Source organism: Nonomuraea sp. JJY05 (assembly GCF_043496855.1).
Lineage (GTDB): Bacteria > Actinomycetota > Actinomycetes > Streptosporangiales > Streptosporangiaceae > Nonomuraea.
The window spans coordinates 40499-63307 of record NZ_JBIEIS010000057.1; the positions used below are offsets into that span (position 1 = coordinate 40499).

A 22809-nucleotide genomic window follows, 5' to 3' on the forward strand; every position below is an offset into this window, starting at 1 on the left:
TGCAAGCCCCTGGTGGCGTAGCGCCAGAGTTACTACCCACCAGTAGACTCCCGGACCCCCATCCCGCGTGTGAGCGGTTGACGAAAGTCAAGGGTGGTCGGCGACGATCGGGGACCGTGCGCGGGCTCTCCTCATTTCTACCTTTGCAGAGCTGTTCATCAGGAGAAACGAGGAGAACGTGGTGGACGACCCTTTGTACGGGGTGGTTGTGGAGATCGCTGCGGACGCCCCCGGGTGGGTGCGGGCGCCGGCGGAGATGGGCACCGACGGGGTGCTGGTGGTATTCGCCGGGCTGATGCTCGCCGCGTGGTGGCGGGCCCGGCGGATGGCAGGCGAGTCGATGGCTCTTGCGCTGCTCGTGCCGGTGGGCATGGTCGCGAGTTACGCGGTCAGCGAGGTCGTCAAGGAGCTGGTGCGGGAGGACCGGCCGTGCCGGGCGCTGCGTGGGGTGGCTACGATCCTGCCGTGTCCCGAGGCCGGCGACTGGTCCTGGCCGAGCAATCACGCCACGCCGGCGGCCGCCGCGGCGGCCGGGTTGGTGCTGGCCTGGCGGGCGCTGGCGCCGTTCGCGGTGCCGCTGGCGCTGTTGGGCGGCGGGACGCGGGTGTTCCTCGGCGTCCACTATCCGCTCGACGTGGTGTCGGGCCTGCTGCTGGTGTAGGTCTTGACGCTGCCCTCGGCCAGGTGCAGCCTGCGGGCGATTTCGGCGTTGGACAGTCCCAGCCCGACCAGCGCCAGCACGTCCCGTTCACGCGATGTCAGTACTGCGACGCGGTCACGCGCGACCACCGTCCTGGCGAGGTGATCCCCGGTCAGCTCTTTGATCACTCGAGCCGCCACTCCGGGCGACAGGTAGGCCCCGCCCTCGGCCACCGCCCGCACCCCCAGGCCGAACTCGCGTGGATCGCCGGTCTTCAGCAGGAACCCGGCCGCCCCGTCGCCCAACGCGCGGGCGATGTAGGCGTCCGACCCGAACGTCGTCATGATCAGGACCGCGTGGCGGGGGCCACCGAGCGCAGCTCCCGGGTGGCCGTCAGCCCGTCCAGGCGCGGCATGCGGATGTCGACCAGCGCGACGTCGGGGCGGTGCGCGCGGACGGACTCGATCAGGGCGTGCCCGTCGGCGGCCTCGGCGACCACCTCGATGTCCGGGTCGGCCGAGAGGATCATCCGCACCCCCGCGCGGATCGCCGCCTCGTCGTCGGCGAGGACGACTCGCACCACGTCATAGCTCCTTCACGAGTGGGGCAGGAAATCCTTGGATACCAGGCGGCCGTCACGGAAGCACACCCGGTACAGCTCACGCCGGGCCTCGTCGAAGGGGTTGAGGTGCGTGCCGTAGAAACGACAGAGAGCCCCTCGCGGCCGGGGCGGCTCGGCGGGCGGCGCGGCAGCCTGACGCTCAGCTCGAACCCGTCCCCGGACGGCCCGGCACGCAGCGTGCCCCCGCACAGGAGCACCCGCTCCCTGAGCCCTTCCAGCCCGCGCCCGCCCGTCGGCGCCTCCAGCTCGCGGGTGCGCGCCCGGTACGTGGTCACCGTCACCGCGCTCTCGTCAGCGGAGTGCTCCAGCACGACGCTCACGCGAGCGCCGGGTGCGTGCTTGGCCGCGTTTGTCAGGCCCTCCTGCACGACCCGCCGCAAAGCCCGCTCCGCCATCGCCTCCGGCGGCGGGCCGTCCTCTTCCGTGCGCAGGTCCACCACCAGGCCCGTCTTCCGCGCTCAGCCGCTGCGTCAGCTCGGCGATCTGCTCGCGCATATTGTCGGCTTGGGCCTGGGCGGCGGCATACCTTGGTCGTGGTCAGGCAGACCAACGGCTGATGCGTCCCCCTGCCGCCTCTGACCACACTTGGGCTGTATGTCCGCGCACATGGGAAGCCCAATGAACCGAGCGCAGTTCCTCACCCGGGCGGCCGCCGTCGGGGCCGCCGCCGTGGCAGGCCCGTTGCTGATGCCGGCCCCGGCACGGGCGACTGACAGCGGGCTGAGACATCGGGGCGTCATGTACGAGGTTGCCACTGGAGAGACCCCCGCGACAGGGTGGAACGCGACGAGAATGCGTACCGACATCCGGACGATCAGGGATCGGCTGCACGCCAACACGCTTGCGGTCTTCGGCGATGGAGTCGACCGGCTCAAGGCCACGGCCTCGGAGGCGGCCGAGCGTGGACTGCACGTCTACCTGCAGCCGCGCCTGGGCGATCGGCCGCAGCGGGAGATCCTCGAACACCTGGCCGAGACGGGCAGGCACGCCGAACGGCTGCGCAGGCAGGGCGCCCGCGTCATCCTCAGCGTCGGCTGCGAGTTCGTGCTGTTCGTGCCGGGCATCGTCCCCGGTGACAACGCCGTGGAGCGGATCGAGAACCTGTCCAAGGGAAAGGCGGACCCGAAACGGCTGCGGCAGCGGCTGGCCGACTTCATCAACCGCTCCGCGGCCGTCGGCAGGTCGGTCTTTCAAGGCCCTCTGACGTACGGCGCGGCCGACGGCGACCAGGTCGACTGGAATCTGTTCGACATCGTCAGCGTCAACTACTACTCCTACTTCCGCCGCAGGTCGGGGTACGTCAAGGAGCTGGCCGCCTACCAGAGGTGGGGCAAACCGGTGCTGGTCAGCGAGTGCGGCGCCTGCACCTATGAGGGCGCCCCGAAGGCAGGCGGCATGGCCTGGCAGGTCGTGGACTACAGCAAGCCGCAGGAGGAGGTCGTCGGCAACCTGGTCCGCAGCGAGCGAACCCAGGCCGACTACCTGTCCACCGTCCTGGAGGTCTTCGACTCGATGAACCTGTACGGGGCGATGGTCTACCAGTTCGTCACCCCCGACGCCCCGCACCGCCGCGAGCCGCGCCTTGACCTCGACATGGCCAGCTACAGCCTGGTCAAAACGATCAAAGACTCTCCGTCGAGATGGCACTGGGAACCGAAACAGTCCTTCCACGCGGTCGCCCGCCAATTCGCCCGTCGGCCACACTGAGCGTACGGAGTGCGTCGTCCGGATGCCTGCGCCGCCGTCCGGGCCTGGTCGAGACCAGTGGGGAGCGCTTGAAGCGGGATGGCCGGTCGCGACCGGCGTGATCGAAGGCGCCTGCCGCCATCTGATCGCCGACAGATTCGCCCTGGCCGGAGCCAGATGGGGCCTGGCCGGAGCCGAAGCGGTGTTGAAGCTACGCGCCGTGACTGCCAACGGTCATCTCGCTGATTACTGGCGCTACCACCTCGCCCGCCAACACGACCGTGTCCACCGAACCCGCTACCAGGACGGATACGCCCTCACAGCCTGACCAACAGGCTCACTTCAGGAGAGCCGCACCCGAACTCGATCCGCTTGGCCTGCCCCTGCACCGGCGTGTACAAGTTGGAGGCCGGGGCGGCGTACCGGCGCGAGCCCGGCACGAACACATCCCCCGAGCGCAGCCCATCGCGCAGGCACAACAGCACCGCCAGCGCCCAAAAATGCCGGTACGCGGTGACGTTCCCCGCCGCGACTGCATCGGGCAGATAGGGGGGCAGACCAAGTACGGGAGAAAGGGACAGTGCCCTCTTCTCTCCGGGGAAAGAGCTGGTTAGTGGGTACGGCGGGGCGGCGCGAGGTGAGCGGTGACGGCCGCGATGGCCTCGGCGCCGGGTTTGACGTAGCGCATGGCGGTGCGGGGGTTCTTGTGCCGGGTCTTGCCCATGATGAGCTGGGCTGGGACCGGGCGACGCTCGGACAGGAACAGCGGGCCGTGGGTGCGGATGGTGCCGTCCGGCAGGCGCAACAGTCGGGGCAGAAGGGCTGCCACTACACCCCTAGGATGATCCGATGCGCCAGGCCGACCCGAAGCCCTACTGGAACACCAACGTCGCCCGGCACCCGGGCATCCTCCGCGCCGTCCCCGAGGGATGCCGCGATGCGCTGGACGTCGGCTGCGGGGACGGCCTGCTCGCGCGGAAGCTGACCGAGCGGGCAAAGCGTGTCACCGGCATCGACAACTCGCCACGGATGATCGCCCGCGCCCGTGAGCTCGCCGACGGCTTCCCGGATCTCACCTTCGTCGAGGATGACTTCCTTACCGCCGACCTGTCCGCCGCGGGCTACGACTTCATCTGCTCGGTATCTGCGATCCACCACATGGACTTCGAGGCGGCCCTGACCCGCATGCGCCGGCTGCTGCGCCCCGGCGGCACGCTGGTGGTGGTCGGCCTGGCCCGCGAGACGACCCCGGCGGACTGGGCAGTGACGATCGCGGCCGCCCCCGTCGTGCGGATCATCAAGGTACTGCGCCGCGCGCACGGCCCGCAGGGGATGCCGGCGACCGACGCACGGATGAGCTACGGGCAGGTGCGGGCCGCGGCGGGGCGACTGCTGCCTGGCATGCGCTACCGCCGACACGTGCTCCGCCGGTACTCGCTGACCTGGGAAAAACCCGGCCGCTAGTTGTGCCGTTGGAACCGCTCACACACGAACTACGCCAGCTCTCGAGGAGGGCCGCTGCTGTCGTCCGGCGGGCAGGCGCGGCCGGCGCCGCTGCAGTCGCAGATACTTGCAGGAGGATGAGGTGTATGACTGCTGTCACACGTCTGGTGACGTTCGTCGACGTCGACGATCAGGCGGCTGACACCGTCTCGGTGTCGGCGCGTCACGAGGCAGAGCTCGTCGACGGAACTCGGGTGCTGCTGCTGAACGACAGAGGTTGGGGCTCATCGCAAGGCTGGGCCGCGACGTCGGTGGCAGACGTACAAGAGACGACGCGGACGGTGGTTGGGCCCGATGAGCCGTCCAGCGGCCGCTCCCGGGAAGACATGGAAGCAGACCATTGGGCCGCGCTCCAGCAGATCGCCCAGCGGCAGGGAGTCATTGTCGACGCGGCCGTGCTCAGGCGGCTGCCACACGACGTCGTGCTCAGTCAACAGGTGCTCGCGCGCATCGGTGGCAACCCAGACACTGCCGACGGCTGAGCGGGCACCGTCCCCGCATTGAGTCGATCTTGAAGGCCCACCCTCGGGCTCGTGTCACCAGGGGAAAAGCAGCCCTTCGCAACCGGAGGGTCTCGGACGGCTTGACCTAAGAGTCCTCACCGGGCGACGCGACCTGGGAAAACGCCTCCCACCGCGTTGTCGTGCGGCCGTGCGCCGGTTTCATCCCCGAACGCCCGGACCGAAACTCGTCCTCAGCAGCCGTCGTAGTTGCGCACGGTGACGTGCGACGATGCCGCCGTTTGGGCCACATGACGCGATTCTTGCCAGCGGGCCATCTTCGGCTGGCGGCGCAGTATCTGGGGCGGCGAGCGCCGACGACGTGCAAGGAAGTCCGGGAGGCGGTTTCGGATCGGGGCGGTGGCGTTCGTAGCAGGGGTGAGGCCGCCCGCAAGGGGGCGGCGCCGTTCCTGTTCGGCCGGCGGATCTACGAGCTGTTCGCCGGCTCCTGGGGACCTGGACGGTCCAGGATGTCCCTGGCTGGGAGCCCGTCGTGCGGGCGTTGAACACACGGCCCAAGTACGTGGCCTCGACCACCCTCGCCGATCCACCGTCGTGTCCGACGACCTTGCGACCGCCATCGCGGACCTGAAGGCCGAGCCAGGGGGGTGAGCTGCAGGTACACGGCAGCGGCACCCTCACCCGGTGGCTACTGGAGAACGATCTGGTCGACCGCGCGGTTGTTCCCGCACGCCGGCCCGGATCTTGCGCTCGACCTGGTCGAGTCGCGAGTCGATTCCAAGGGCGTGACGATCCAGGTCTACCGGCCGGCCGGGCGCCCGCAGTATGCACCGCCTTGAAATCCCCGACCGCCCGTACCACACTGTCTTGACACCACAGGAGATGATCTTCAGATGCAGTACCTGGTTTCCGTGATCCACGACCAGGCCGGCCTCGCCACCCCGGACGAGCAGGCTGCGATCGACGTGTTCAACGACCGGCTCCAGGCCGAGGGCCACTGGGTCTTCGCCGGCGGCCTCGCCTCGCCCAACACGGCCACCGTCATCGACAACCGGGGTGGGGAGACGATGGTCACCGACGGGCCCTTCCTGGAGCCGAAGGAGTATCTCGCCGGCTTCTGGATCATCGAGGCAGCCGGCCCCGACGTGGCGCTCAAGCTGGAAGCCGAGGGGTCGAAGGCCTGCAATCGGAAAGTCGAGGTGCGGCCGTTCCTGTGAAGAGGATCGACGTCCGTGAGGCGATCACCCAGGCGCACCATGAGGAGTGGGCACGGGTGGTCGCCTCCCTGACCAGGCGCTTCGGTGACCTCGACATCGCCGAGGAGGCGGCGGCCGAGGCGTTCGCGACCGCCGTCCAGCGGTGGCCGGCCGACGGCGTACCGCCCAATCCGGGCGCCTGGCTGACCACCACCGCCAACCGCAAGGCCATCGACCGGATCCGGCGCGAGAACAAGCGCGACGACAAGCAGAAGGAGGCTCAGATGGTCTATGACGATGAACCGCCCGAGCCTGTCGGCGCCATCGACGACGACCGGCTCCGGTTGATCTTCACCTGCTGTCACCCCGCACTGGCGATGGAGACCCGCGTGGCGCTGACGCTGCGCATGGTCGCCGGCCTGACCATGCCCGAGATCGCCCGCGCCTTCCTGGTGGCCGAGAGCGCCATGGGGCAGCGGATCACCCGCGCCAAGGCCAAGATCAAGGCGGCGCGCATCCCCTATCGGCTGCCCTCCGCCGACGATCTCCCGGCCCGCGTCTCCGGCGTCCTCGCCGTCCTCTACCTCGTCTTCAACGAGGGCTACCTGGCCACCAGCCCCGACACCGATCCCGTACGGCACGACCTGACCACCGAGGCGATCCGGCTCACCCGCCTGATCCGTGCCCTCCTGCCGGACGACGGTGAGGTGGCCGGGCTGCTGGCGCTGATGCTCCTGACCGAGGCCCGCCGCCCCGCCCGGGTCTCGGCCTGCGGCGAACTGGTCGCTCTCGACGAGCAGGACCGCGGCGCCTGGGACGCGGAACTGATCGCCGAAGGCCACCGGCTGGTGCGCGAGCGCCTCGCCGCTGCCGCCGCCGGAGCGGCCCCGGGGCGCTACCAGATCCTCGCCGCGATCAACGCCGTGCACACCTCCGCCCGCGACATCCGCGACACCGACTGGTCGCAGGTCCTCGCCCTCTACGACCAGCTCGTCCGCCTCGACCCCTCGCCGATCATCACCCTCAACCGGGCCATCGCGGTCGCCGAGCTCGACGGCCCGGAGGCGGCGCTGGCGGTCGTCGACCGTCTTGAGCCCAGGTTGGCCGGCTACCACGCTTACCACGCCACCCGCGCCGACCTGCTGCGCCGGCTGGGCCGCGGTCATGAGTCGCGCGCGGCCTACGACAAAGCCATCGAGCTGGCGGGCAACACCGCCGAGACCGCCTCCCTGACCCGCCGCCGCGACCAACTGCGGTAGCGCCCACGGACTCATCTCGCGCGGGAGGTCCGGTGGGTGTTCCCCAAGGCGATCCCCCACCGAAACACCAGCCGCCCGGACCGCCGCCCCGGGGCAAGGCCGCGGGTCGGCCCATCGACACGTACGGCGGTACGCTGCGGCGATGGCCCCTCACTCGGGTCCATGCGACCGGCCCCAAACTAGCTGTCTGTAATGTCTCAGGATCGCCACGTAGCGGTCACGGATGAGCAGTACCAGACCGTAGCGACATCTGTGCGGAGCAGGGTGCTTGCGAATCTTCAGTGCGATCGGGGGAGAAGGGTCCCTGTCGATGCGCAGAGAGTGGGAGCTGGAAGACCTCATCGAGTGCTGGACATTGGATGAGGCCGAGGTCGAGTTACTGGCGAATAAGAGCGGTGCCACCCGTCTCGGGTTCGCGCTGATACTGAAGTTCTTCGAGCTGGAAGGCCGTTTTCCGCGCCGGGAGGACGTGCCGAAGGCCGCGGTCGACTACATGGCCGGCCAGGTGAAGGTCGATGCCGCCCGGTTCGCCGAGTACCGCTGGTCGGGTAGCACGATCGAGTATCACCGGGCGCAGGTCCGCCGGTTCCACGGCTTTCGAGAGCCGACGGTGGCCGATGAGGACAAACTGACGTTCTGGCTGGCCGACAAGATGTGCCCGGTGGAGACGTCGCGGGAGCGGCTGCGTGCCGCGCTGCTGGCCCGCTGCCGCGAGGAGCGAACCGAGCCGCCCACGCCCAAGCAGATCGAGCGGCTGGCCGGTGCGGCCGAGGCGTTGTTCGAGCGGGAATTCACCGCCACCACGACGCGGAGGTTGCCGGTCTCGGCGGTGGCCGCGCTGGAGGATCTGATCGCGGTTCCCGACCCGGACCCGGAGGGCGAGGGCGAGGCCGGGGCCGCCGGAGCGCGCAGCTTCCTGCAGGAGCTGAAGGAGGACCCCGGGCCTCTGCAGTTGGAAACGTTGCTGGCCGAGATCGTCAAGCTGGAGCGGGTCAAGGCCATCGGGTTACCGGAGGGCCTGTTCGAGGGTGTGTCGGAGAAGGTGGTGGAGGCGTGGCGGGCACGGGCGATGCGCATGTACCCGTCCGACTTCGCCGCCGCACCGGAGCCGATCCGGCTGACCTTGCTGGCGGCGCTGTGCTGGGTGCGCAAGGCGGAGATGATCGACGGGCTGGTGGAGCTGCTGATCCAGCTCGTGCACAAGATCAGCGTGCGGGCGGAGAAGAAGGTCGAGAACGAGCTGAGCAGTGAGTTCCGGCGGGTGCAGGGCAAGTACGGCATCTTGGCCCAGCTGGCCCAGGCGGCGCTGGACCTGCCCGAGGAACTCGTCCGCAAGGCGATCTACCCGGTGGTGGGCACGGCCACGCTGGCCGACATCATCGCCGAGGCCAAGGCGAACGAGAAAGAGCTCCGTACGCGGGTGCGGGTCAAGCTGCGTGGCTCCTACTCGCGCCACTATCGGCGTGGGCTGCCCAAACTGCTGCGCGCGCTGGACTTTCACTGCAACAACACCCACCTTCCAGCCGGTGATGGACGCACTGAAGCTGCTGGACCGCTACGCCGACTCCGAGGCCGTCTTCTACGACCGCGCCGAGACGGCCCCGATCGAGCATGTAGTACCGGAGGACTGGCAGGAGGCAGTGGTCGACGAACGCGGCCGGATCGAGCGCATCCCGTACGAGCTGTGCGTTCTTGTGGCGCTGCGCAAGGCAATCCGCCGGCGGGAAATCTGGGTCGAGGGCGGCACGATCTGGCGCAACCCCGAGGCGGACCTGCCGGCCGACTTCGACGACAACCGGGACGTGCACTACGAGGCCCTGAAAAAGCCCCGTGACCCGGCGGCGTTCATCGCCGACCTGCAGCGCCGCCACACCGCCGCCCTCGACCGGCTGGACAAGGCGATGCACAATGACACCACCGGCGGGGTGAAGATCACCCGGAAGAAGGGTGAGCCGTGGATCAGCGTCCCGCCGCTGGGCAAGCAGGAGGAGCCGAGGGGCTTGAAGGCGCTGAAGACGGAGATCTCCCGCCGCTGGGGCGTGATCGACCTGCTGGACGTGCTCAAAGACGTGGCCCACGTCACCGACTACACCGACGCTTTCACCTCGGTGGCCTCGCGAATCGTCATCGACCCGGCGGTGCTGCAGCGACGGCTGTTGCTCTGCCTGTACGGGCTGGGGACGAACGTCGGGATCAAGCGAGTGGCCGACGGCGTGGCCGCGGCCGCGCTGCCGCCCGGGCAGATCGACAACGAGGCGGCGCTGCGACGAACCCGCCGGTTGTTCATCAACCGGGACAACCTGCGCGAGGCGATCCGCTTGATCGTCAACGCCACTCTGAAGGCGCGCGATACTGTGCTGTGGGGCGAGGGCACCTCGTGCGCGTCCGATTCGCGCAAGTTCGGGTCGTGGTCGGCGAATTTCATGACCGAGTGGCATCAGCGCTATCACGGGCCGGGGATCATGGTGTATTGGCACGTCGAACGGCGGTCGGTGTGCATCTACAGCCAGGTGACCTCCACGACCGCCTCCGAGGTGGCCTCGATGATCGAGGGTCTGCTTCGGCACCTGACGGATGCGGAGATCGATCGCCAGTACACCGATACCCACGGCGCCTCGATCGTCGGGTTTGCCTTCTCGGAGTTGCTGGGATTCAAGCTGCTGCCGCGGCTGAAGAACATCGGCTCGGCCCGACTGTATCGGCCCGGGACCGGCGAGGATGAGGCGTGGCCGCGCCTGGAGGCGGTGCTGTCGAACAAGACCATCGACTGGGATGTGATCGCCCGCCACTACGACCAGATGATCAAGTACGCGACCGCGCTGCGGCTGCGCACCGCCGAGTCCCACCAGATGCTGTGCCGCTTCACCCGCGGCGGCCCCAAGCATCCCACCTACCAGGCGATCGAGGAACTCGGCCGCGTCATCAGAACGATCTCCATCTGTGATTACCTTGCGGACGAGGGACTCAGGAGGGAGATCAGCGAGGGCCTGAACGTGGTGGAGAACTTCAACTCGGCCAGCAAGGACCTGTTCTACGGCAAGGCGGGCGACCTGACCGGCGACGACCGCGAGAACGTTGAAGTTTCCGCGCTGGCGCTGCATCTGATCGCCGCCGCCATCACTTACCTCAACACGCACCTGATCCAGATCGTGCTGCGCGACCCGGTCTGGCGAAAACGGCTGAGCCCGGCCGACCGGCGCGGGCTGACGGCTCTGTTCTGGTCCCATCTGAACCTGTACGGGCGGTTCGAGCTCGACATGAGCCGCCACCTGGAATTGGAGGGCGTCTCACTCACCCGCCCCAACTGACCAGCGGCGAACAGCGGGTGTTGAACGCCCGCCACAACATGATCGAAAACGTGATCGAGCAATTCGAGCGCAAGCCCCCTCGCACCTTGCTCCTGTGGTCTGGTCGATGGCCGCGAGCATGGCGGCTTGCCGCTCGTAGTCCTCGCCACGTTCCTCGAACTCGACGAACTGCTGGACGAGTTGGAGGAGAGGCGCGAGCGACCGGGGCCACGGCCGCCTGTGTTGCCCGCGTCACGGCAGCAGCCGTCGCTCCTTGGCCACCGCCACCGCGCCCGCCCTGGTCTCCACCCCCAACTTGCCGTAGATCCTCCCGAGATGGGTCTTCACCGTTGCTTCGCTGATGAACAGGGCCCGTCCGATCGCGCGGTTGCCCAGGCCGCGGGCGAGGTAGCCGAGGATCTCCTGTTCGCGTTCGGAGAGGGCGGGGCGCGGGCTGCGCATCCGGGCCAGGAGGCGGTCGGCCACCGGAGCCGACAGGGCCGTACGGCCGGACGCCGCGCTGTGGATCGCCGTGAAGAGCTCCTCCGGGTGTTCCGCCTTCAGCAGATACCCTGTGGCGCCCGCCTCGATCGCGCGCGTGATGTCGGCGTCCGTGTCGAACATGGTCAGCACCAGGACGCGCGGGCCCTCCCCCGCGGTCAGCTTCCTCGTGGCCGTCACGCCGTCCATTCCGTCGCCGAGTTGAAGGTCCATCAGCACGACGTCCGGGTGGGTGCGGGCGGCCATGGCGAGCGCCTCATCGCCGCTGCCCGCCTCGCCCACCACCTCGATGCCGTCGGCGCTCGACAGCAGGGCTCGCAGCCCGGCCCGTACGACGACGTGGTCGTCGCAGAGGAGGAGACGGATCGGCGTTCTCATGCGACCGGCGCCTTCTGAGGGGCGGGCATCAGAAGGATCGCGACCGATACGACCGTGCCTTCGCCCGGCGTGGATTCCACCGTGAGCGTGCCGCCGGACTGCCTGGCCCGGATGCGCATGGCCGGCAGCCCGTGGCCGCGTGCCCGGCCGGGGGCCGCGGCCGGCAGGGCGGCCACGTCGAAACCCCGTCCGTTGTCGGCGATGTCCAGCGAGATCTGGTCGTCCAGACAGGTCAGGGTGAGCGCGGCGCGAGTCGCGGCGGCGTGTTCGCGTACGTTGGCCAGCGCGCCTTGGGCGATGCGCAGCAGGGCCGCCTCGGTGCGTTCCGGGAGAGGGCGCGGGTCGCCGTCGAGCCGGAACTCCACCGTGAGGCCCGGGCCGCTCTCCCGCTCGGCGAGCGCGCGCAGGGCCGCGGGGAGGGAAAGCTCGGCGAGGTCGGCCGGCGCCAGGTCATGCACGAAACGGCGGGCCTCGGCAAGGCTGCGCGAAGTGAGCCCGGACGCCTTCCTGATGTGCTCGCGAGCCGTGTCCGGGTCCGTCAGCCACACGCGCTCCGCGGCCTGCAGCAACATCTGCTGGCTGGACAGGCCCTGCGTGAGGCTGTCGTGGATCTCTGTGGACAGCCGCTGCCGCTCCGCCAGGACACCCGCCCGCCGCTCGGTGGCCGCGAGGTCACGACGGGCCCGGACCAGGTCGTCGATCAGCAGGCGCTGCCGGGCCGCCTGCCGCTGGAGATACACCAGTGCGGCGGTGGCGGCCGCGGCGACGGCGATCGGGGCAACGACCATGTTGGGGTTGAGCGGCCCGGCGGACACGCGTATCTGGGAGGCGACGACCAGAATGGTGAGTACGGCGGCCAGCGCCACTGCGATCCGTGAGGGCAGCGCGTGCACACCGGCGAACAGCAGAGGCATCGCACACCAGGTGGCGCTCGGCGCGAGGGCGACCAGGACGAGCCAGACTGCGGACACAGAGGCCAGCCAGACCAGATGGCGGGCGGTGGGCGCGGAGCCCGGTCGCGGCCCTGGGGCCAGGAAGTGCCCGAGGGTGTAAAGCAGGCAGAAGATCGCGAACAGTGCGACCACCCAGCCCGTCAGCGCCCCGCCCTGGCCGCGGATCAGGAAGCGGGCGAACGAGGAGCCGAGCAGCAGGAAGAACGCGACGTGCACGATCGTGACCAGCCAGCGTTCGTCCGGGTCGGTGCGGTCCATCGTCCATGTCTAGCGTGACCGACACGGGACCCGCATCATCCGATCGGCTGACATCGGGGTCACCTGAACCACTTCTGAACCAGCTCCAGTTGACCGAACCGGACGCCCTGCCCGCGCCCCGATGCTGTCCAGCAAGGATCCGGCCACCTCGGAAAGGACCGAAGCGCGTGCCCGCCAAGAACCTCACCGCCGACCGCTCCACCCTTCGCCACCGCCTCGCCTACGCCCTGCGCCACCCCGCCCGGGTACCCCGCCACCTGGCTCGCGCCGCCCGGGACGCCTGGCTGCGCTACCGTCACCCCGACCACATCGCCTACTACCGCGCTGTGATGCGCTCCGACACCCGCGCGGATCCGGACGCGGCAGTCGGCAGCCGCAACCGGGAGCGCTGGCTGGCGCTGGGCGCGATGCAGTTCGACTACCTTCTCGGCCATGGTCTGCGCCCCGAGCACCGCATGCTGGAGATCGGGTGCGGCAACCTGCGTGGCGGCTGGCGGTTCATCCGGCACCTGGAGCCTGGCCACTACCACGGCATCGACATCTCGCCGGACATCCTCATCGCCGCCCAGGACACGATCGTGGAGATGGGGCTGGAGACGCGGCTCCCCACACTGACGCCCGTGCGAGACCTCACCCTGAGGTTCCTGCCCGCCGCCCACTTCGACGTCGTCCACGCGCACAGCGTCTTCTCGCACTCGCCGCTCCCGGTCATCGAGGAGTGCCTGGCCAACGTCGGCCGGGTGCTCGCGCCGGGCGGCTGGTTCGACTTCACCTACGACCGTACGGAGGGAAAGGAACACCACGTCCTGCGGGAGGACTTCTACTACCGTACCGAGACGCTTGTCGCCCTCGCCGAGAAGCACGGCCTGACCGCACAGTTCATGACGGACTGGGAGGAACTCCCGCACGGCCAGTCCAAGCTCCGGGTCACCAACCGGCGCTAGGAATGTCTTGAAGATCTTGGTAGGTGGGTCGGTATGCGGCCCATCCGCCGCCGCATAAGCCGCAAAACCCGCTACCCCGTCGCAGCACCCCACCGCCAGCTTCGCCATGCTCAACGACCGGATCTCGGTCTTCCGCTAACGGCCTGACACCAACCGGGGCCTTCCCAGACGCCCGCTCCACGGACGCAGACGACCTTCCGTAGCCGTGTCCGGCGCGTTCATCTAACGAACGTTTGACGAACGCAACCAAGGACACGGCCCTTGGAGTGTGGAGGACCGAAAACGTACGCTAAGCCCGTTCGCCCAGCTCACTGGTAGTGCGTGATCGTCGTTGAGTGGAGGACGTTGGCGTACGTTCCCGTTCAATCGCACGGGCCCTGGGATGTTTGCCGATGTGGGTGCTCACCTCGGCCTGGAGTGGCGAGTTCTGGGGTCCCCCTTCGACAACCTCGGTGAGGAAAGCGTGGCCCCGCCCTGGACCGTCCCTGCTCCAGGTCCTAGAGATCTTCGATATAGCTGGCGGCGATGTCGTCGGGTGGGTTGGTGTACAGGCGCAGGTAGCGGTCGTTGGCATGGCCCAGGCGGCGTTCGAGCTCGGCGCGGTTGTGCCCGGAGGCTTGTGACAGCTGGAAGGCGAAGGTGTGCCGGGCGTCGTGCGGACGCAGCAGGCCGAGCTTGCGGCTCGGGTCGGGGGTCTGGGCGTCGTGCAGGTGGCCGATCTCCCCGAGAATGGTGTTGATCGAGCGCGGCGACAAGCGGCCGTTCGGGCGGCGGGCGGCGATGGAGGCGGCCGATAGGAACAGGGCGGACGGGCCGGTGCTGGCGGCGGCGTCGCTAGGGCGTTCGAGCTCCAGGTAGTCGGCCAATGCCTGGCGGGCGTCGCGGCTGAGGAAGACGGTGCGGCTGGTGCGGCCCTTGCCGCGCACGTCACGCAGCCGGGCGGCCTTGGCCTGGCGCAACGCGGCAGGATCGGCCGCCTCCAACTGGTCCAGGTCCAGACCGACGACTTCGGCGCGGCGCAGCCCGGTGCCGAACAGCAGGTAGACGATGGCGCGATCGCGGAGGGGGCGGGCGTGGGCGTGCAGGCGCTCCTTGCCTGCGCCGCGGTGGCGACGGCCCTTGAGCTCGTGGAAGGTCTCGATCCGATCGACGATGTTCTTGACGGTGCGGACCTGGGCGGCGGTCAGGGCGCGCGGCTGCGGGGCGGGCAGTGGCAGCGGGGGCACCTTCTTGGTGGGGTCGCCGTGATGGAGCAACTGCGCGGGGGCGTGGGCGCAGATCCAGGTGAAGAGCGCCGACAGGTGAGCCAGGTGGTTGTTGACCGTGGCGGCGGCCATCGGTGCCGTCGTGCCGTCGCGGCCGGTGTTGCCGGCGGTGGCCAGGTGGTCGCGCCAGGCGGTCACCTCGCGGACGGTGACGGCCGAGAGCCGGTCGTGGCCGAGCCCGTCGGCGATCCACCCGGCGAACCGGTCGAGATGACGGGCGATCTTGGCGGCGACCTCGGCCGAGCGTACGCCGCGTACGGCCAGATCGAGGTAGCGCTCGATCCAGGTGGTGAGGCTGTCGTCGGCCGGATCGAGGCCGTCGGACAGACCAAGCACCTTTCGTGAAGTGATTTCGACCCGACCAGGGTACTCAGCAGGCGGGGTCGACCTGGGGGTGAGGGATGGCACGGAGCCAGATTACTTCACGGAAGGGCCATTTCCTGAAGCGAATCGAGCCTCATGTCCCCGCGGTCGCCGGGATCGATCGCCGCCGGCCCTCCGCCGGTATGGGGCTGCGGAGAGATGGCGGTTGACGCGCTCCATTAGATACCTTAACGTCAAGTAATCCAATATTTGGAGTAATTGGAGCGTTTATGACACAGACATCACCTCACGTGATCATCATCGGTGCGGGCACCGGCGGGCTGTGCCTGGCGCAAGGCCTACGGCGGGCCGGAGTCAGCGTGGCCGTCTACGAACGCGACCGCACTCGCATCGACGGGCTGTTCGGCTACCGGGTGGGCATCGACCCCGACGGCAGCCGGGCGCTGGCCGGCTGCCTGCCGGCTGAGTTGTTCGAGGTGTTCGTGGCTACCAAGGCCGTGACCCCGCGGTTCTTCACTATTGCCACCGAGCGCGGGGCCGAGTTGCTGCGTATGGGCGACGGGGACAGCCCCGAGCCCGCCGACCCGATCGACAGCGAGAAGTCCATCAGCCGGATGACGCTGCGCCAGGTGCTACTGACCGGCATCGAGGACGTGGTGCACTTCGGCAAGACCTTCATCCGCTACGAGCACGGCGCCGACGGAACTGTCACGGCGCACTTCGCCGACGGCACCAGCGTCCGGGGTGATGTGCTGGTCGGCGCCGACGGCAGCTCCTCCCGGGTGCGCCGGCAATACCTGCCGCACGCTGAGATGGAGGTACTCGACGCCCAATGCGTCACCGCCAAGGCGCCGCTGGACGACCAGACCCGACTCCTGCTCACCCCGGAGATGCTGCGCGGGGTGACGCTGGTGAACGCGCCCAAGGGATACGGCTGCATCATCCACGTGATGGAGTTCAAGTGGGACCGTGAGGGGAACCTCAAGAACGGCATCGGCGGCAACGACGGCGAACTGCTCCGCCGCTGGCCGGGCCTGCAATACGACAACACCCGCGACTACATCATGTGGGGCTGGTCGGCGCCCAGCCGCCTGTTGCCGGCCGACTTCATGCAGTTGCCCGGCCCTGACCTGCAGCAGATCGTGCTCCAGCACACCACCGGCTGGCATCCGCGCTTCCGGGCGCTGTTCGCCGCCGCAGACGCGAGCACGGCCTTTCCGCTCCAGGTCCGCACCACCGCCCCCATGCGGCCATGGCCGAGCACCAACATCACACTGATCGGCGACGCCGTCCACACCATGACCCCAGGGCTGGGCGTGGGCGCCAACACCGCGCTGCGGGATGCGGAGATCCTCGCCCACCATCTGATCGCGGCACACCGCGGCGAGCAGTCGCCCATCGAGGCGGTGGCGGCTTATGAGGCACAGATGCACGGCTACGCCTGGGACCTGGTGGCCAGGTCCAAAAGGCAGTTCGGCGGCGCCCTGCCGCTGGACACACCGGTGGTGGGCCGCGTGCTGTTGGCCGCGATGCGCACCGGCCTGCGCGCCTTCAACCGCCTCCCGGCGGCCAAACGCCGCTGGCAGAAGTCCATGGAAAACACCAGAGGGCACGGTCGGATGCCCGCCGCATATGAGGAGCGTCGATGAACTTGGTGACCGGAGCGACCGGCAGCGTCGGGCGGCATGTCGTGGCCGGGCTGCTCGCCCAGGGGCACAAGGTGCGCGCGCTGACCCGCGACCCCGCACGGGCATCCATCCCCGGGCAGGCCGAGGTCGTGCGCGGCAACCTGGGAGAACCGGAGAAGCTGGATGATGCGCTACGCGGGGTGCGCGCCGTCTATCTGATGGCGATGGGCGGCGCCCCACAGCAGTTCGCCGAACTCGCCGAGCGCTGCGGGGTGGAGCGCATCGTCGTGCTGTCCACCGGCGACGTGCTCGACGACGTCGAACATCAACCGGACGCGGTCGCCGAGGTGCACGCGGCGTTCGAGCACGCCGTGGCACGCACCGGCATGCAGTGGACGTTCCTGCGCCCCAACGAGTTCGCCGGCAACAGCCTGCAGTGGGCGCCCCAGATCAAGGCCGGCGACGTAGTGCGCGCCCCCTACCCGCTGGCCCGTACCGTGCCGATCCACGAGCGGGACATCGCCGCGGTCGCGGTCCGCGCGCTCACCCAGGACGGCCACCACGGCGCCAAATACGTCCTGACCGGCCCGCAGGCCATCACCCACGCCGACCAGCTCGCCTTGATCGGCGCCGCGATCGGGCGCACCCTGCGCATGGAAGACATCCCGGCCGGCCAGGCCCGCGAGCAAATGACCGGGTACGCGCCCCCCGCGATCGTCGAGGCCGTGCTCGGCCAGCTCGCCGCTGCGGTGCACCGGCCGTCGGCGCCGACCGACACCGTCGAAAGAGTCACCGGCAGGCCGCCGTACTCCTTCGCGGACTGGGCCCGCGAGCACGCCGCCGACTTCCGCTAGCCACCGGCTACGCTGGCCCCACCTCACCTGTCGATACGTGACGAACCCGGGGGTTGGCGTTGTCCGGCGACACCACGCAAGGCGGTACCCAACAGCAACTGATCACCGAGCTCATGCGAGCCCTCACCGACCTGCAGACCGCCTCCGACCAGGTTGACCAGGCCGTCAGCACCGCCCTAGGGCTTAATCGCACCGACGCCCGCTGCCTGTCGTGCCTCATCACCCGCGGCCCGATGGCGGCGGGCGACCTGGCCGCCACCGCCGGCATCGCCCCCACCGCACTCACCTTCGCCATCGACCGGCTCACCCAAGCCGGCTACACCGAACGGCAACGAGACCCCGCCGACCGCAGACGCGTACTCATCACCGCCAGCGACAAAGCGCTCCGCTGGGCCGAACAGATGTGGAGCCAGACCATCACCGAAACCCAGCACCAGCTGTCGCAATACACCCCCCAGCAGCTGAAACTGCTGACCAACTTCGTCACCGACCAAATCGAACTACAGCGACATCAAGCACAGCGGATCACCAAGAACGCCTGACCAATACCCTGCCAGGGCGTGGTGGCGTAGCCGTGCTCACGGACGCCGTCGCCAGGCATGGGCAGGGCAGGCATAGGTCGCCATGATGGGCTGGTGATGCACCTGCTATGGCGAGCACGGGAGTCGCTGGGTCATAACCCACCGCGCCTGCGGCTGGTCAGCCATCCTCATCCCCGTCCTCGTCTACCTCGTCGGTGTCGGGATCGCGGAGTGGGCGCCTGCTCCCGCCGAGTTGATGCCGGTAGAAGGAGTACCGGCCGTGTACGTTGATGTGCTTGGAGATGAACGGCGACAGCCGGGCCACGTCGGCCTCCAGCACCGGATAGCCCTGCTCGCGCAGCAGGTTGAGCGCGTCGTCGATGTAGCGGGTGTTCCACAAAACCAGGCAGTTCAGGACAATTCCCAGGCCGCCGAGCTGATCTTCCAGGCCCTCGTGGTAGCGCTGGAACAGCTGGCCCTTGCGTCCGTGGAACACTTTCTCGGCCAGGGAATGGCGGCCTTCCTGCAGGTTGCGGATGCCTTTGATGTCCCGCCTCAGGTCCTCATCGTCGATCAACTGGAGCACATGCAGCGATTTGAAGATCCGGCCGTAGGTGTTGATCGCCTCGCCGAGCGCCGTGGGGTGGCCGTCGCGTTGCAGCATCCGCACCACGTCGTAGGGGCTGACCTCGCTGGTGTAGATGGAGGCGACCAGCCGGAGGATGTCCGGCCAGTGCTTGTGCACTTTCCGCAGATCCAGCACCCCGCGCGCCAGGGAGTTCAAGGCGCCGTAGTCGGCCTCGGCCATGCTCTTCCACAGCTTCTGGTCCGGCAGGTCGGCCAGCGCGGGCCGGTATTGCCGCCCCAGCAGGTGCGCCAGCCCGAACACGAGGTCGCTATACGATCCGGTGTCCGTCACGATCATGTCCGCGCGGCGGCCCTCCCCGCTGGAGAAGATGACGTCCAAGGCGTGCAGGCAATCCCGGTCGGTGCCGGACACCACCTTCGCCGCGATCCCGAACGCCTGATCATTGATCATGTTGAGCCAGGTGACGCCGCGTTTCGGGCCGAAATACTTGCGGTTGGGGCGAGCATAGGCCGACGGCACCGGGACCACGAACCGCATCCCGTCGATCGCCGCGACCAGGCCGCCGCCCAACGCCTGGGCGAAGCCGATCCCGGCCTGCTTGTCGATCAGGTGCGGGTTGGCGGCGGTAAGGTTCTCGGCCCGCAGGTAGGTGTGCTCGATGTAGCCGAGCCGGTGCCGCTCCAGCGCTGGCACACCCCTGACGGCGATCGGCGTGTACGTGATGTTCAGCGCCTGGGTGGTCAGGCAAGCGGCCACCGAGATGTCCAGATCGTCGAGGTGGGACTGGCCGCCGGCCGGGGAGGTGAGTGCCTCCAGGAAGCCCGGGCACCAGCCGAGCACCTCCACGATCGCCTCGGAGATGTCCACTCGGGGCATCATCGCCTCGATGCGCTTGCGCAGATCGATCAGGCTGGGCGGTTCCTCGATCGCCTTCACGCTCGCCACGTGGATCTTCCCGGCGTCGTCGATGCTTACCGCGGCGTTGGCGGCCAGCCCGGCCCGTACCACCCGGTAAGTCTGATCCAGTAGACCTTCCAGCTCGCTCAGCAGGCCGGCGGGGTCCTCGGGCAGGCCCAGGTCGGTCAGCACGCTGTGCTTGACCGCCTCCCACTTGGCGCCCTCCAGCAGCTGGGCGTTCGGGTCGCGCCAGCGGCTGGAGCCCGGCGCGAAGATCTCCCGCCGTTTCAGCCTGCGGTGGAATTGCTCCAGCACACAAAACACGTACGAGTTGCGGTCGGCCAGGCCGTCCTTGCGCGCGGGCTGGCCGAAGACCAGCCGCCGCCACACCCCGGTCACCACCCCAGGGTCGATCAACCGGACCGGCAGCAGGCTCGCCGAGTGGTTGCGCGGCCGGTAGGCCAGCGCGGCGGGCAGCGCCTTCATCGCCGCCAGTACCCGCTCACCCTCGGGATTGGCGTCGAACTCGATCGCACCGGTGAGCAGCTTCACAAAGCCCGAGACCGTCGGGTAGTGGCCAGCCATCTCCGCTCGCCAGCCGCCGTCGTCGTCGGCGTCCGGCGGCGGCACCATGCCCGTGACCACCTCCACCGCCTCGCGCAGCTGCCCGCGCGGCACAACCGCCTCGATCATCTCCCACACCTCGAACAGCCGCACCTCCTCGCCCCACTCGGTGGCCTCCAGCAGTACCTCCACCACGGCCGCGAGCCGGGCCGAGGCCTTGGCCAGCTTCGGGTGCTTCTTCACCTTCTGCCTGTCGGCCTCACGGTGCGCCTTGCCCAGCAGCTCGGTCACCATCAGCAGATCCAGCAGCTCAAGTGCGTCGTCGATCGTCTTGGTCTCCAACCGGCGCGCCGTCGCCACCAGCGTGGCCAGCCGGCGCGTGTCCGGATGACGTTTCAGCTGCGCCGAGCGGACCGTCAGCCCGTACTTGGCCAGTTCCAGCACCCGCCGCAGCGGCACCGACGCATCCAGCTCCAACCGGCCCAGTCCGGCGCCGAGGATCTCCTCCACCAGTTGCAGCGCCTTCACCATCCCGGGTCCGGACGCCTTGGACGGGCCCTGGCGCCAGCGCTCCAGCTCTGTCATCTTCTTGCCCGGCGGCACCTCCAGCAGGTTCTCCAGCGCCTCAACCTGCTCGGACGTCGGCATCGCAGCCAGAGTCGCGTATAACCGCTCGGTCTGCTCCTCCCGGATCCGGGCCACCATCCGGGTCAGCGTCGTGATGCCCGGCAGCAGCACGTCGCTCTCGCGCAGCCAGCGCACCGCGTACTGAAACATCGCGGTTGGCCCGTCCCCGGAGTTCCACGCGTGCGCGGCCAGGGTCGTCTCCAGCTCTGCCTCGGCCTGGCTGAAGTCCTTCAGCCCCAGCTTCGCCTGGATCTGCCCGGCATGCTCACGGTGCGTCGGCTCCCGCTGTGCATACTGCTTCAGACAGGACGCGTCCGCGATCCCCAGTTGTTCGGCCAGATAGTCGATCACCTCAGTTGGCACCCCGTCGAGCGGGTCGGCCAGGAACCGGCCGATGTAACGCACGCTGGTTAGCTGGACGGCGTACCCGAGCCGGTTATTCGGGCCCCTTTTCTTCCTGATCAGCGCCTTGTCCGCGTTGTCCAGGAAGAACAGCTTCTCCAACTCCACACGCCCCGGCGCACCGGCAAAGCGCCCGTACCGGGCAGCCTCGCCATCGCTCAGGAAATCCACCGGCATGAACGCAAAGTAGGGTGCTGCCCTACAGACCGTGACCCGAGCGATCGAACCGTTACCACTTGACCGCCAACTGGTCACCCAACTCGCGCCGGCCTCAGACTCAGCCGCGACGTCGAGGTGTGCGATGGAACGGGAACGTACGCCAACGTCCTTCACTCAACGACGATCACGCACTACCAGTGAGCCGGGCGAACGGGCTTAGCGTACGTTTTCGGTCCTCCACACTCCAAGGGCCGACACCCGGCCGAACGGGGACCTCGGTGCGCCGTGTCCGGTTCGGATGTTCATTTTGCCGTTCATCTTCCGACGTCCCCTGCTACCGTTCAGATGTCTCGCACGTGACGTTTGATGAACGGAGGTGCTTCGCGTGGCGCTCATAGGACTGGTCCGCGTCAGCACCGACAAGCAAAAGACCCAGCGGCAGCATGACGCCCTCGATCCGATCTGCCTGACGGTCATCGAGGAGAAGGCCAGCGGCAAGCTCGCCACCGAGGACCGGCCCGATCTGCTCACCGCGCTGTCCTACATCCGCGAGGGCGACCTGCTGACCGTCCAGGAGGTCGACCGGCTTGGCCGCAATCTCCTCGAAGGACTGATTGTCCTCAACGACTTGTTCCAGCGGGGCATCGGCGTCAAGGTGCTGGAGGGCATCGGCGTCGGCGAGCACACCGAACGCTCCTTCATCCTCGACCTGGCCCTCGCCCTGGCCGAGGATCGCCGCCGCGACATCGTCCGCAAGACCAAGAACGGCCTGGAGACGGCCCGCAAGCAAGGCAAGGTCGGCGGCCGCCGTCCTGTGGTCGACGACGACAAACGAGCCGCGATCCTCGACCGTCGCCGGCGCGGGGAATCCATCCGTACCATCGCCGCCGGAGTGAAGGTCTCCGTCGGCATCGTCCACAAAACCCTCGCAGCCGCTGCCGAGGGCAATCCCACCGACCGGACCCCGACTCCCTAAGGCCGTAACGGCGATTACAGAGAGCTACTTTGGGGCTGGTCGCTCGAACCCGAGTGGGGCCCCGCGATCTCTGGCTCGGACGCCACCGGGTGGTGGCCCCGTTCCTGATGGGATGGACGACCTCGCCCCGCGCCCGCCGCTGAGGGTCGGCGTAGGTGTGGGCAGCCGGCGGATCTCGCCGTCACTGATGTCGATGCCGGCACGGATGCGGGAACGCCTCGGGTCCCGTCTTCAGCGACACCGAGCTACGGAACACGCGAGGATCGTGGCTCGATCAGCACGCGGCCAACCCGACTGCGGTGCGAACGGTGGACC

18 protein-coding genes and 2 pseudogenes are annotated in these 22809 nt (G+C 68.7%); 13 read left to right on the plus strand and 7 right to left on the minus strand.

Going from position 1 to position 22809, the window contains the following annotated elements; translation table 11 throughout:
• The first annotated feature begins 370 nt into the window (after nucleotides 1-370).
• Nucleotides 371-661, plus strand: coding sequence for a phosphatase PAP2 family protein (locus ACFKCF_RS53300; RefSeq protein WP_394504097.1), 291 nt, complete (start codon nucleotides 371-373; stop codon nucleotides 659-661).
• Here the strand turns inward: ACFKCF_RS53300 and ACFKCF_RS53305 are convergent.
• Nucleotides 649-1223 (minus strand): annotated as a pseudogene (locus ACFKCF_RS53305) (response regulator); the annotation flags it as partial. The gene ACFKCF_RS53300 and the pseudogene ACFKCF_RS53305 sit on opposite strands and share 13 nt — an antisense overlap.
• Nucleotides 1224-2054: 831 nt before the next feature.
• Here ACFKCF_RS53305 and ACFKCF_RS53310 point away from each other — a divergent pair.
• Nucleotides 2055-2969 (plus strand): hypothetical protein, encoded by a 915-nt coding sequence (locus ACFKCF_RS53310; RefSeq protein WP_394504044.1) that lies wholly within the window; start codon nucleotides 2055-2057, stop codon nucleotides 2967-2969.
• Nucleotides 2970-3265: 296 nt separating this feature from the next.
• Here ACFKCF_RS53310 and ACFKCF_RS53315 read toward each other — a convergent pair whose 3' ends face one another.
• The gene (locus ACFKCF_RS53315; protein ID WP_394504101.1) at nucleotides 3266-3433 is read right to left on the minus strand and encodes a hypothetical protein; all 168 of its coding nucleotides are present in this window, start codon (nucleotides 3431-3433) and stop codon (nucleotides 3266-3268) included.
• Between the two features lie 125 nt (nucleotides 3434-3558).
• Nucleotides 3559-3777 carry a hypothetical protein gene (locus tag ACFKCF_RS53320; protein ID WP_394504046.1) on the minus strand — a complete coding sequence of 73 codons (219 nt, stop codon included), beginning with the start codon at nucleotides 3775-3777 and terminating at the stop codon, nucleotides 3559-3561.
• Between the two features lie 20 nt (nucleotides 3778-3797).
• Here ACFKCF_RS53320 and ACFKCF_RS53325 point away from each other — a divergent pair, with 20 nt between their 5' ends.
• From ACFKCF_RS53325 to ACFKCF_RS53350, 6 genes and pseudogenes are all read left to right on the plus strand, one after another.
• The gene (locus ACFKCF_RS53325) at nucleotides 3798-4412 is read left to right on the plus strand and encodes a class I SAM-dependent methyltransferase (protein WP_394504048.1); all 615 of its coding nucleotides are present in this window, start codon (nucleotides 3798-3800) and stop codon (nucleotides 4410-4412) included.
• A gap of 125 nt (nucleotides 4413-4537) precedes the next feature.
• On the plus strand, nucleotides 4538-4933 hold the full coding sequence (locus tag ACFKCF_RS53330) for a hypothetical protein (RefSeq protein ID WP_394504049.1): 396 nt from the start codon (nucleotides 4538-4540) through the stop codon (nucleotides 4931-4933).
• An 872-nt stretch (nucleotides 4934-5805) separates the two neighbouring features.
• Nucleotides 5806-6129 (plus strand): YciI family protein, encoded by a 324-nt coding sequence (locus tag ACFKCF_RS53335; protein WP_394504051.1) that lies wholly within the window; start codon nucleotides 5806-5808, stop codon nucleotides 6127-6129.
• On the plus strand, nucleotides 6126-7367 hold the full coding sequence (locus ACFKCF_RS53340) for an RNA polymerase sigma factor (RefSeq protein WP_394504053.1): 1242 nt from the start codon (nucleotides 6126-6128) through the stop codon (nucleotides 7365-7367). The genes ACFKCF_RS53335 and ACFKCF_RS53340 overlap by 4 nt, the downstream gene beginning before the upstream one ends.
• A 310-nt stretch (nucleotides 7368-7677) precedes the next feature.
• Nucleotides 7678-8073: pseudogene (locus tag ACFKCF_RS53345) on the plus strand (DUF4158 domain-containing protein); the annotation flags it as partial.
• A gap of 823 nt (nucleotides 8074-8896) precedes the next feature.
• Nucleotides 8897-10675, plus strand: coding sequence for a Tn3 family transposase (locus ACFKCF_RS53350; RefSeq protein WP_394504099.1), 1779 nt, complete (start codon nucleotides 8897-8899; stop codon nucleotides 10673-10675).
• Nucleotides 10676-10906: 231 nt separating this feature from the next.
• On the opposite strand, the gene ACFKCF_RS53355 is transcribed toward ACFKCF_RS53350, so the two are convergent.
• Entirely contained in the window at nucleotides 10907-11533 is a 627-nt protein-coding gene (locus ACFKCF_RS53355) for a response regulator (RefSeq protein WP_394504055.1), read from the minus strand.
• Nucleotides 11530-12744 carry a sensor histidine kinase gene (locus ACFKCF_RS53360; protein WP_394504057.1) on the minus strand — a complete coding sequence of 405 codons (1215 nt, stop codon included), beginning with the start codon at nucleotides 12742-12744 and terminating at the stop codon, nucleotides 11530-11532. Before ACFKCF_RS53360 ends, ACFKCF_RS53355 begins: the two co-directional genes overlap by 4 nt.
• Before the next feature lie 167 nt (nucleotides 12745-12911).
• Between ACFKCF_RS53360 and ACFKCF_RS53365 the strand changes: the two genes are divergently transcribed.
• Complete coding sequence (locus tag ACFKCF_RS53365; RefSeq protein WP_394504059.1) at nucleotides 12912-13688, plus strand: class I SAM-dependent methyltransferase; 777 nt, start codon at nucleotides 12912-12914, stop codon at nucleotides 13686-13688.
• A gap of 497 nt (nucleotides 13689-14185) precedes the next feature.
• On the opposite strand, the gene ACFKCF_RS53370 is transcribed toward ACFKCF_RS53365, so the two are convergent.
• On the minus strand, nucleotides 14186-15289 hold the full coding sequence (locus ACFKCF_RS53370) for a tyrosine-type recombinase/integrase (RefSeq protein ID WP_394504061.1): 1104 nt from the start codon (nucleotides 15287-15289) through the stop codon (nucleotides 14186-14188).
• Nucleotides 15290-15546: 257 nt separating this feature from the next.
• Between ACFKCF_RS53370 and ACFKCF_RS53375 the strand changes: the two genes are divergently transcribed.
• Genes ACFKCF_RS53375 through ACFKCF_RS53385 form a run of 3 tightly spaced genes read left to right on the plus strand, consistent with a single transcriptional unit; the run spans nucleotide 15547 to nucleotide 18301 of the window.
• Entirely contained in the window at nucleotides 15547-16926 is a 1380-nt protein-coding gene (locus ACFKCF_RS53375) for an FAD-dependent oxidoreductase (protein WP_394504062.1), read from the plus strand.
• Complete coding sequence (locus ACFKCF_RS53380; RefSeq protein WP_394504064.1) at nucleotides 16923-17759, plus strand: SDR family oxidoreductase; 837 nt, start codon at nucleotides 16923-16925, stop codon at nucleotides 17757-17759. Before ACFKCF_RS53375 ends, ACFKCF_RS53380 begins: the two co-directional genes overlap by 4 nt.
• A 59-nt stretch (nucleotides 17760-17818) precedes the next feature.
• Nucleotides 17819-18301 carry a MarR family winged helix-turn-helix transcriptional regulator gene (locus ACFKCF_RS53385; RefSeq protein WP_394504065.1) on the plus strand — a complete coding sequence of 161 codons (483 nt, stop codon included), beginning with the start codon at nucleotides 17819-17821 and terminating at the stop codon, nucleotides 18299-18301.
• A gap of 157 nt (nucleotides 18302-18458) precedes the next feature.
• Here ACFKCF_RS53385 and ACFKCF_RS53390 read toward each other — a convergent pair whose 3' ends face one another.
• On the minus strand, nucleotides 18459-21692 hold the full coding sequence (locus tag ACFKCF_RS53390; RefSeq protein ID WP_394504067.1) for a Tn3 family transposase: 3234 nt from the start codon (nucleotides 21690-21692) through the stop codon (nucleotides 18459-18461).
• A 211-nt stretch (nucleotides 21693-21903) separates the two neighbouring features.
• On the opposite strand from ACFKCF_RS53390, the gene ACFKCF_RS53395 reads away from it, so the two are divergent.
• On the plus strand, nucleotides 21904-22494 hold the full coding sequence (locus ACFKCF_RS53395; protein WP_394504069.1) for a recombinase family protein: 591 nt from the start codon (nucleotides 21904-21906) through the stop codon (nucleotides 22492-22494).
• Nucleotides 22495-22809 lie beyond the last annotated feature (315 nt).

Bases quoted from the DNA above. Each gene is read 5' to 3' on its own strand.
- ACFKCF_RS53300 (WP_394504097.1), top strand. From the start codon at position 371: ATGGTCGCGAGTTACGCGGTCAGCGAGGTCGTCAAGGAGCTGGTGCGG.
- ACFKCF_RS53310 (WP_394504044.1), top strand. From the start codon at position 2,055: ATGCGTACCGACATCCGGACGATCAGGGATCGGCTGCACGCCAACACG.
- ACFKCF_RS53325 (WP_394504048.1), top strand. From the start codon at position 3,798: ATGCGCCAGGCCGACCCGAAGCCCTACTGGAACACCAACGTCGCCCGG.
- ACFKCF_RS53330 (WP_394504049.1), top strand. From the start codon at position 4,538: ATGACTGCTGTCACACGTCTGGTGACGTTCGTCGACGTCGACGATCAG.
- ACFKCF_RS53335 (WP_394504051.1), top strand. From the start codon at position 5,806: ATGCAGTACCTGGTTTCCGTGATCCACGACCAGGCCGGCCTCGCCACC.
- ACFKCF_RS53350 (WP_394504099.1), top strand. From the start codon at position 8,897: ATGGACGCACTGAAGCTGCTGGACCGCTACGCCGACTCCGAGGCCGTC.
- ACFKCF_RS53355 (WP_394504055.1), bottom strand. From the start codon at position 11,533: ATGAGAACGCCGATCCGTCTCCTCCTCTGCGACGACCACGTCGTCGTA.
- ACFKCF_RS53360 (WP_394504057.1), bottom strand. From the start codon at position 12,744: ATGGACCGCACCGACCCGGACGAACGCTGGCTGGTCACGATCGTGCAC.
- ACFKCF_RS53375 (WP_394504062.1), top strand. From the start codon at position 15,547: ATGACACAGACATCACCTCACGTGATCATCATCGGTGCGGGCACCGGC.
- ACFKCF_RS53380 (WP_394504064.1), top strand. From the start codon at position 16,923: ATGAACTTGGTGACCGGAGCGACCGGCAGCGTCGGGCGGCATGTCGTG.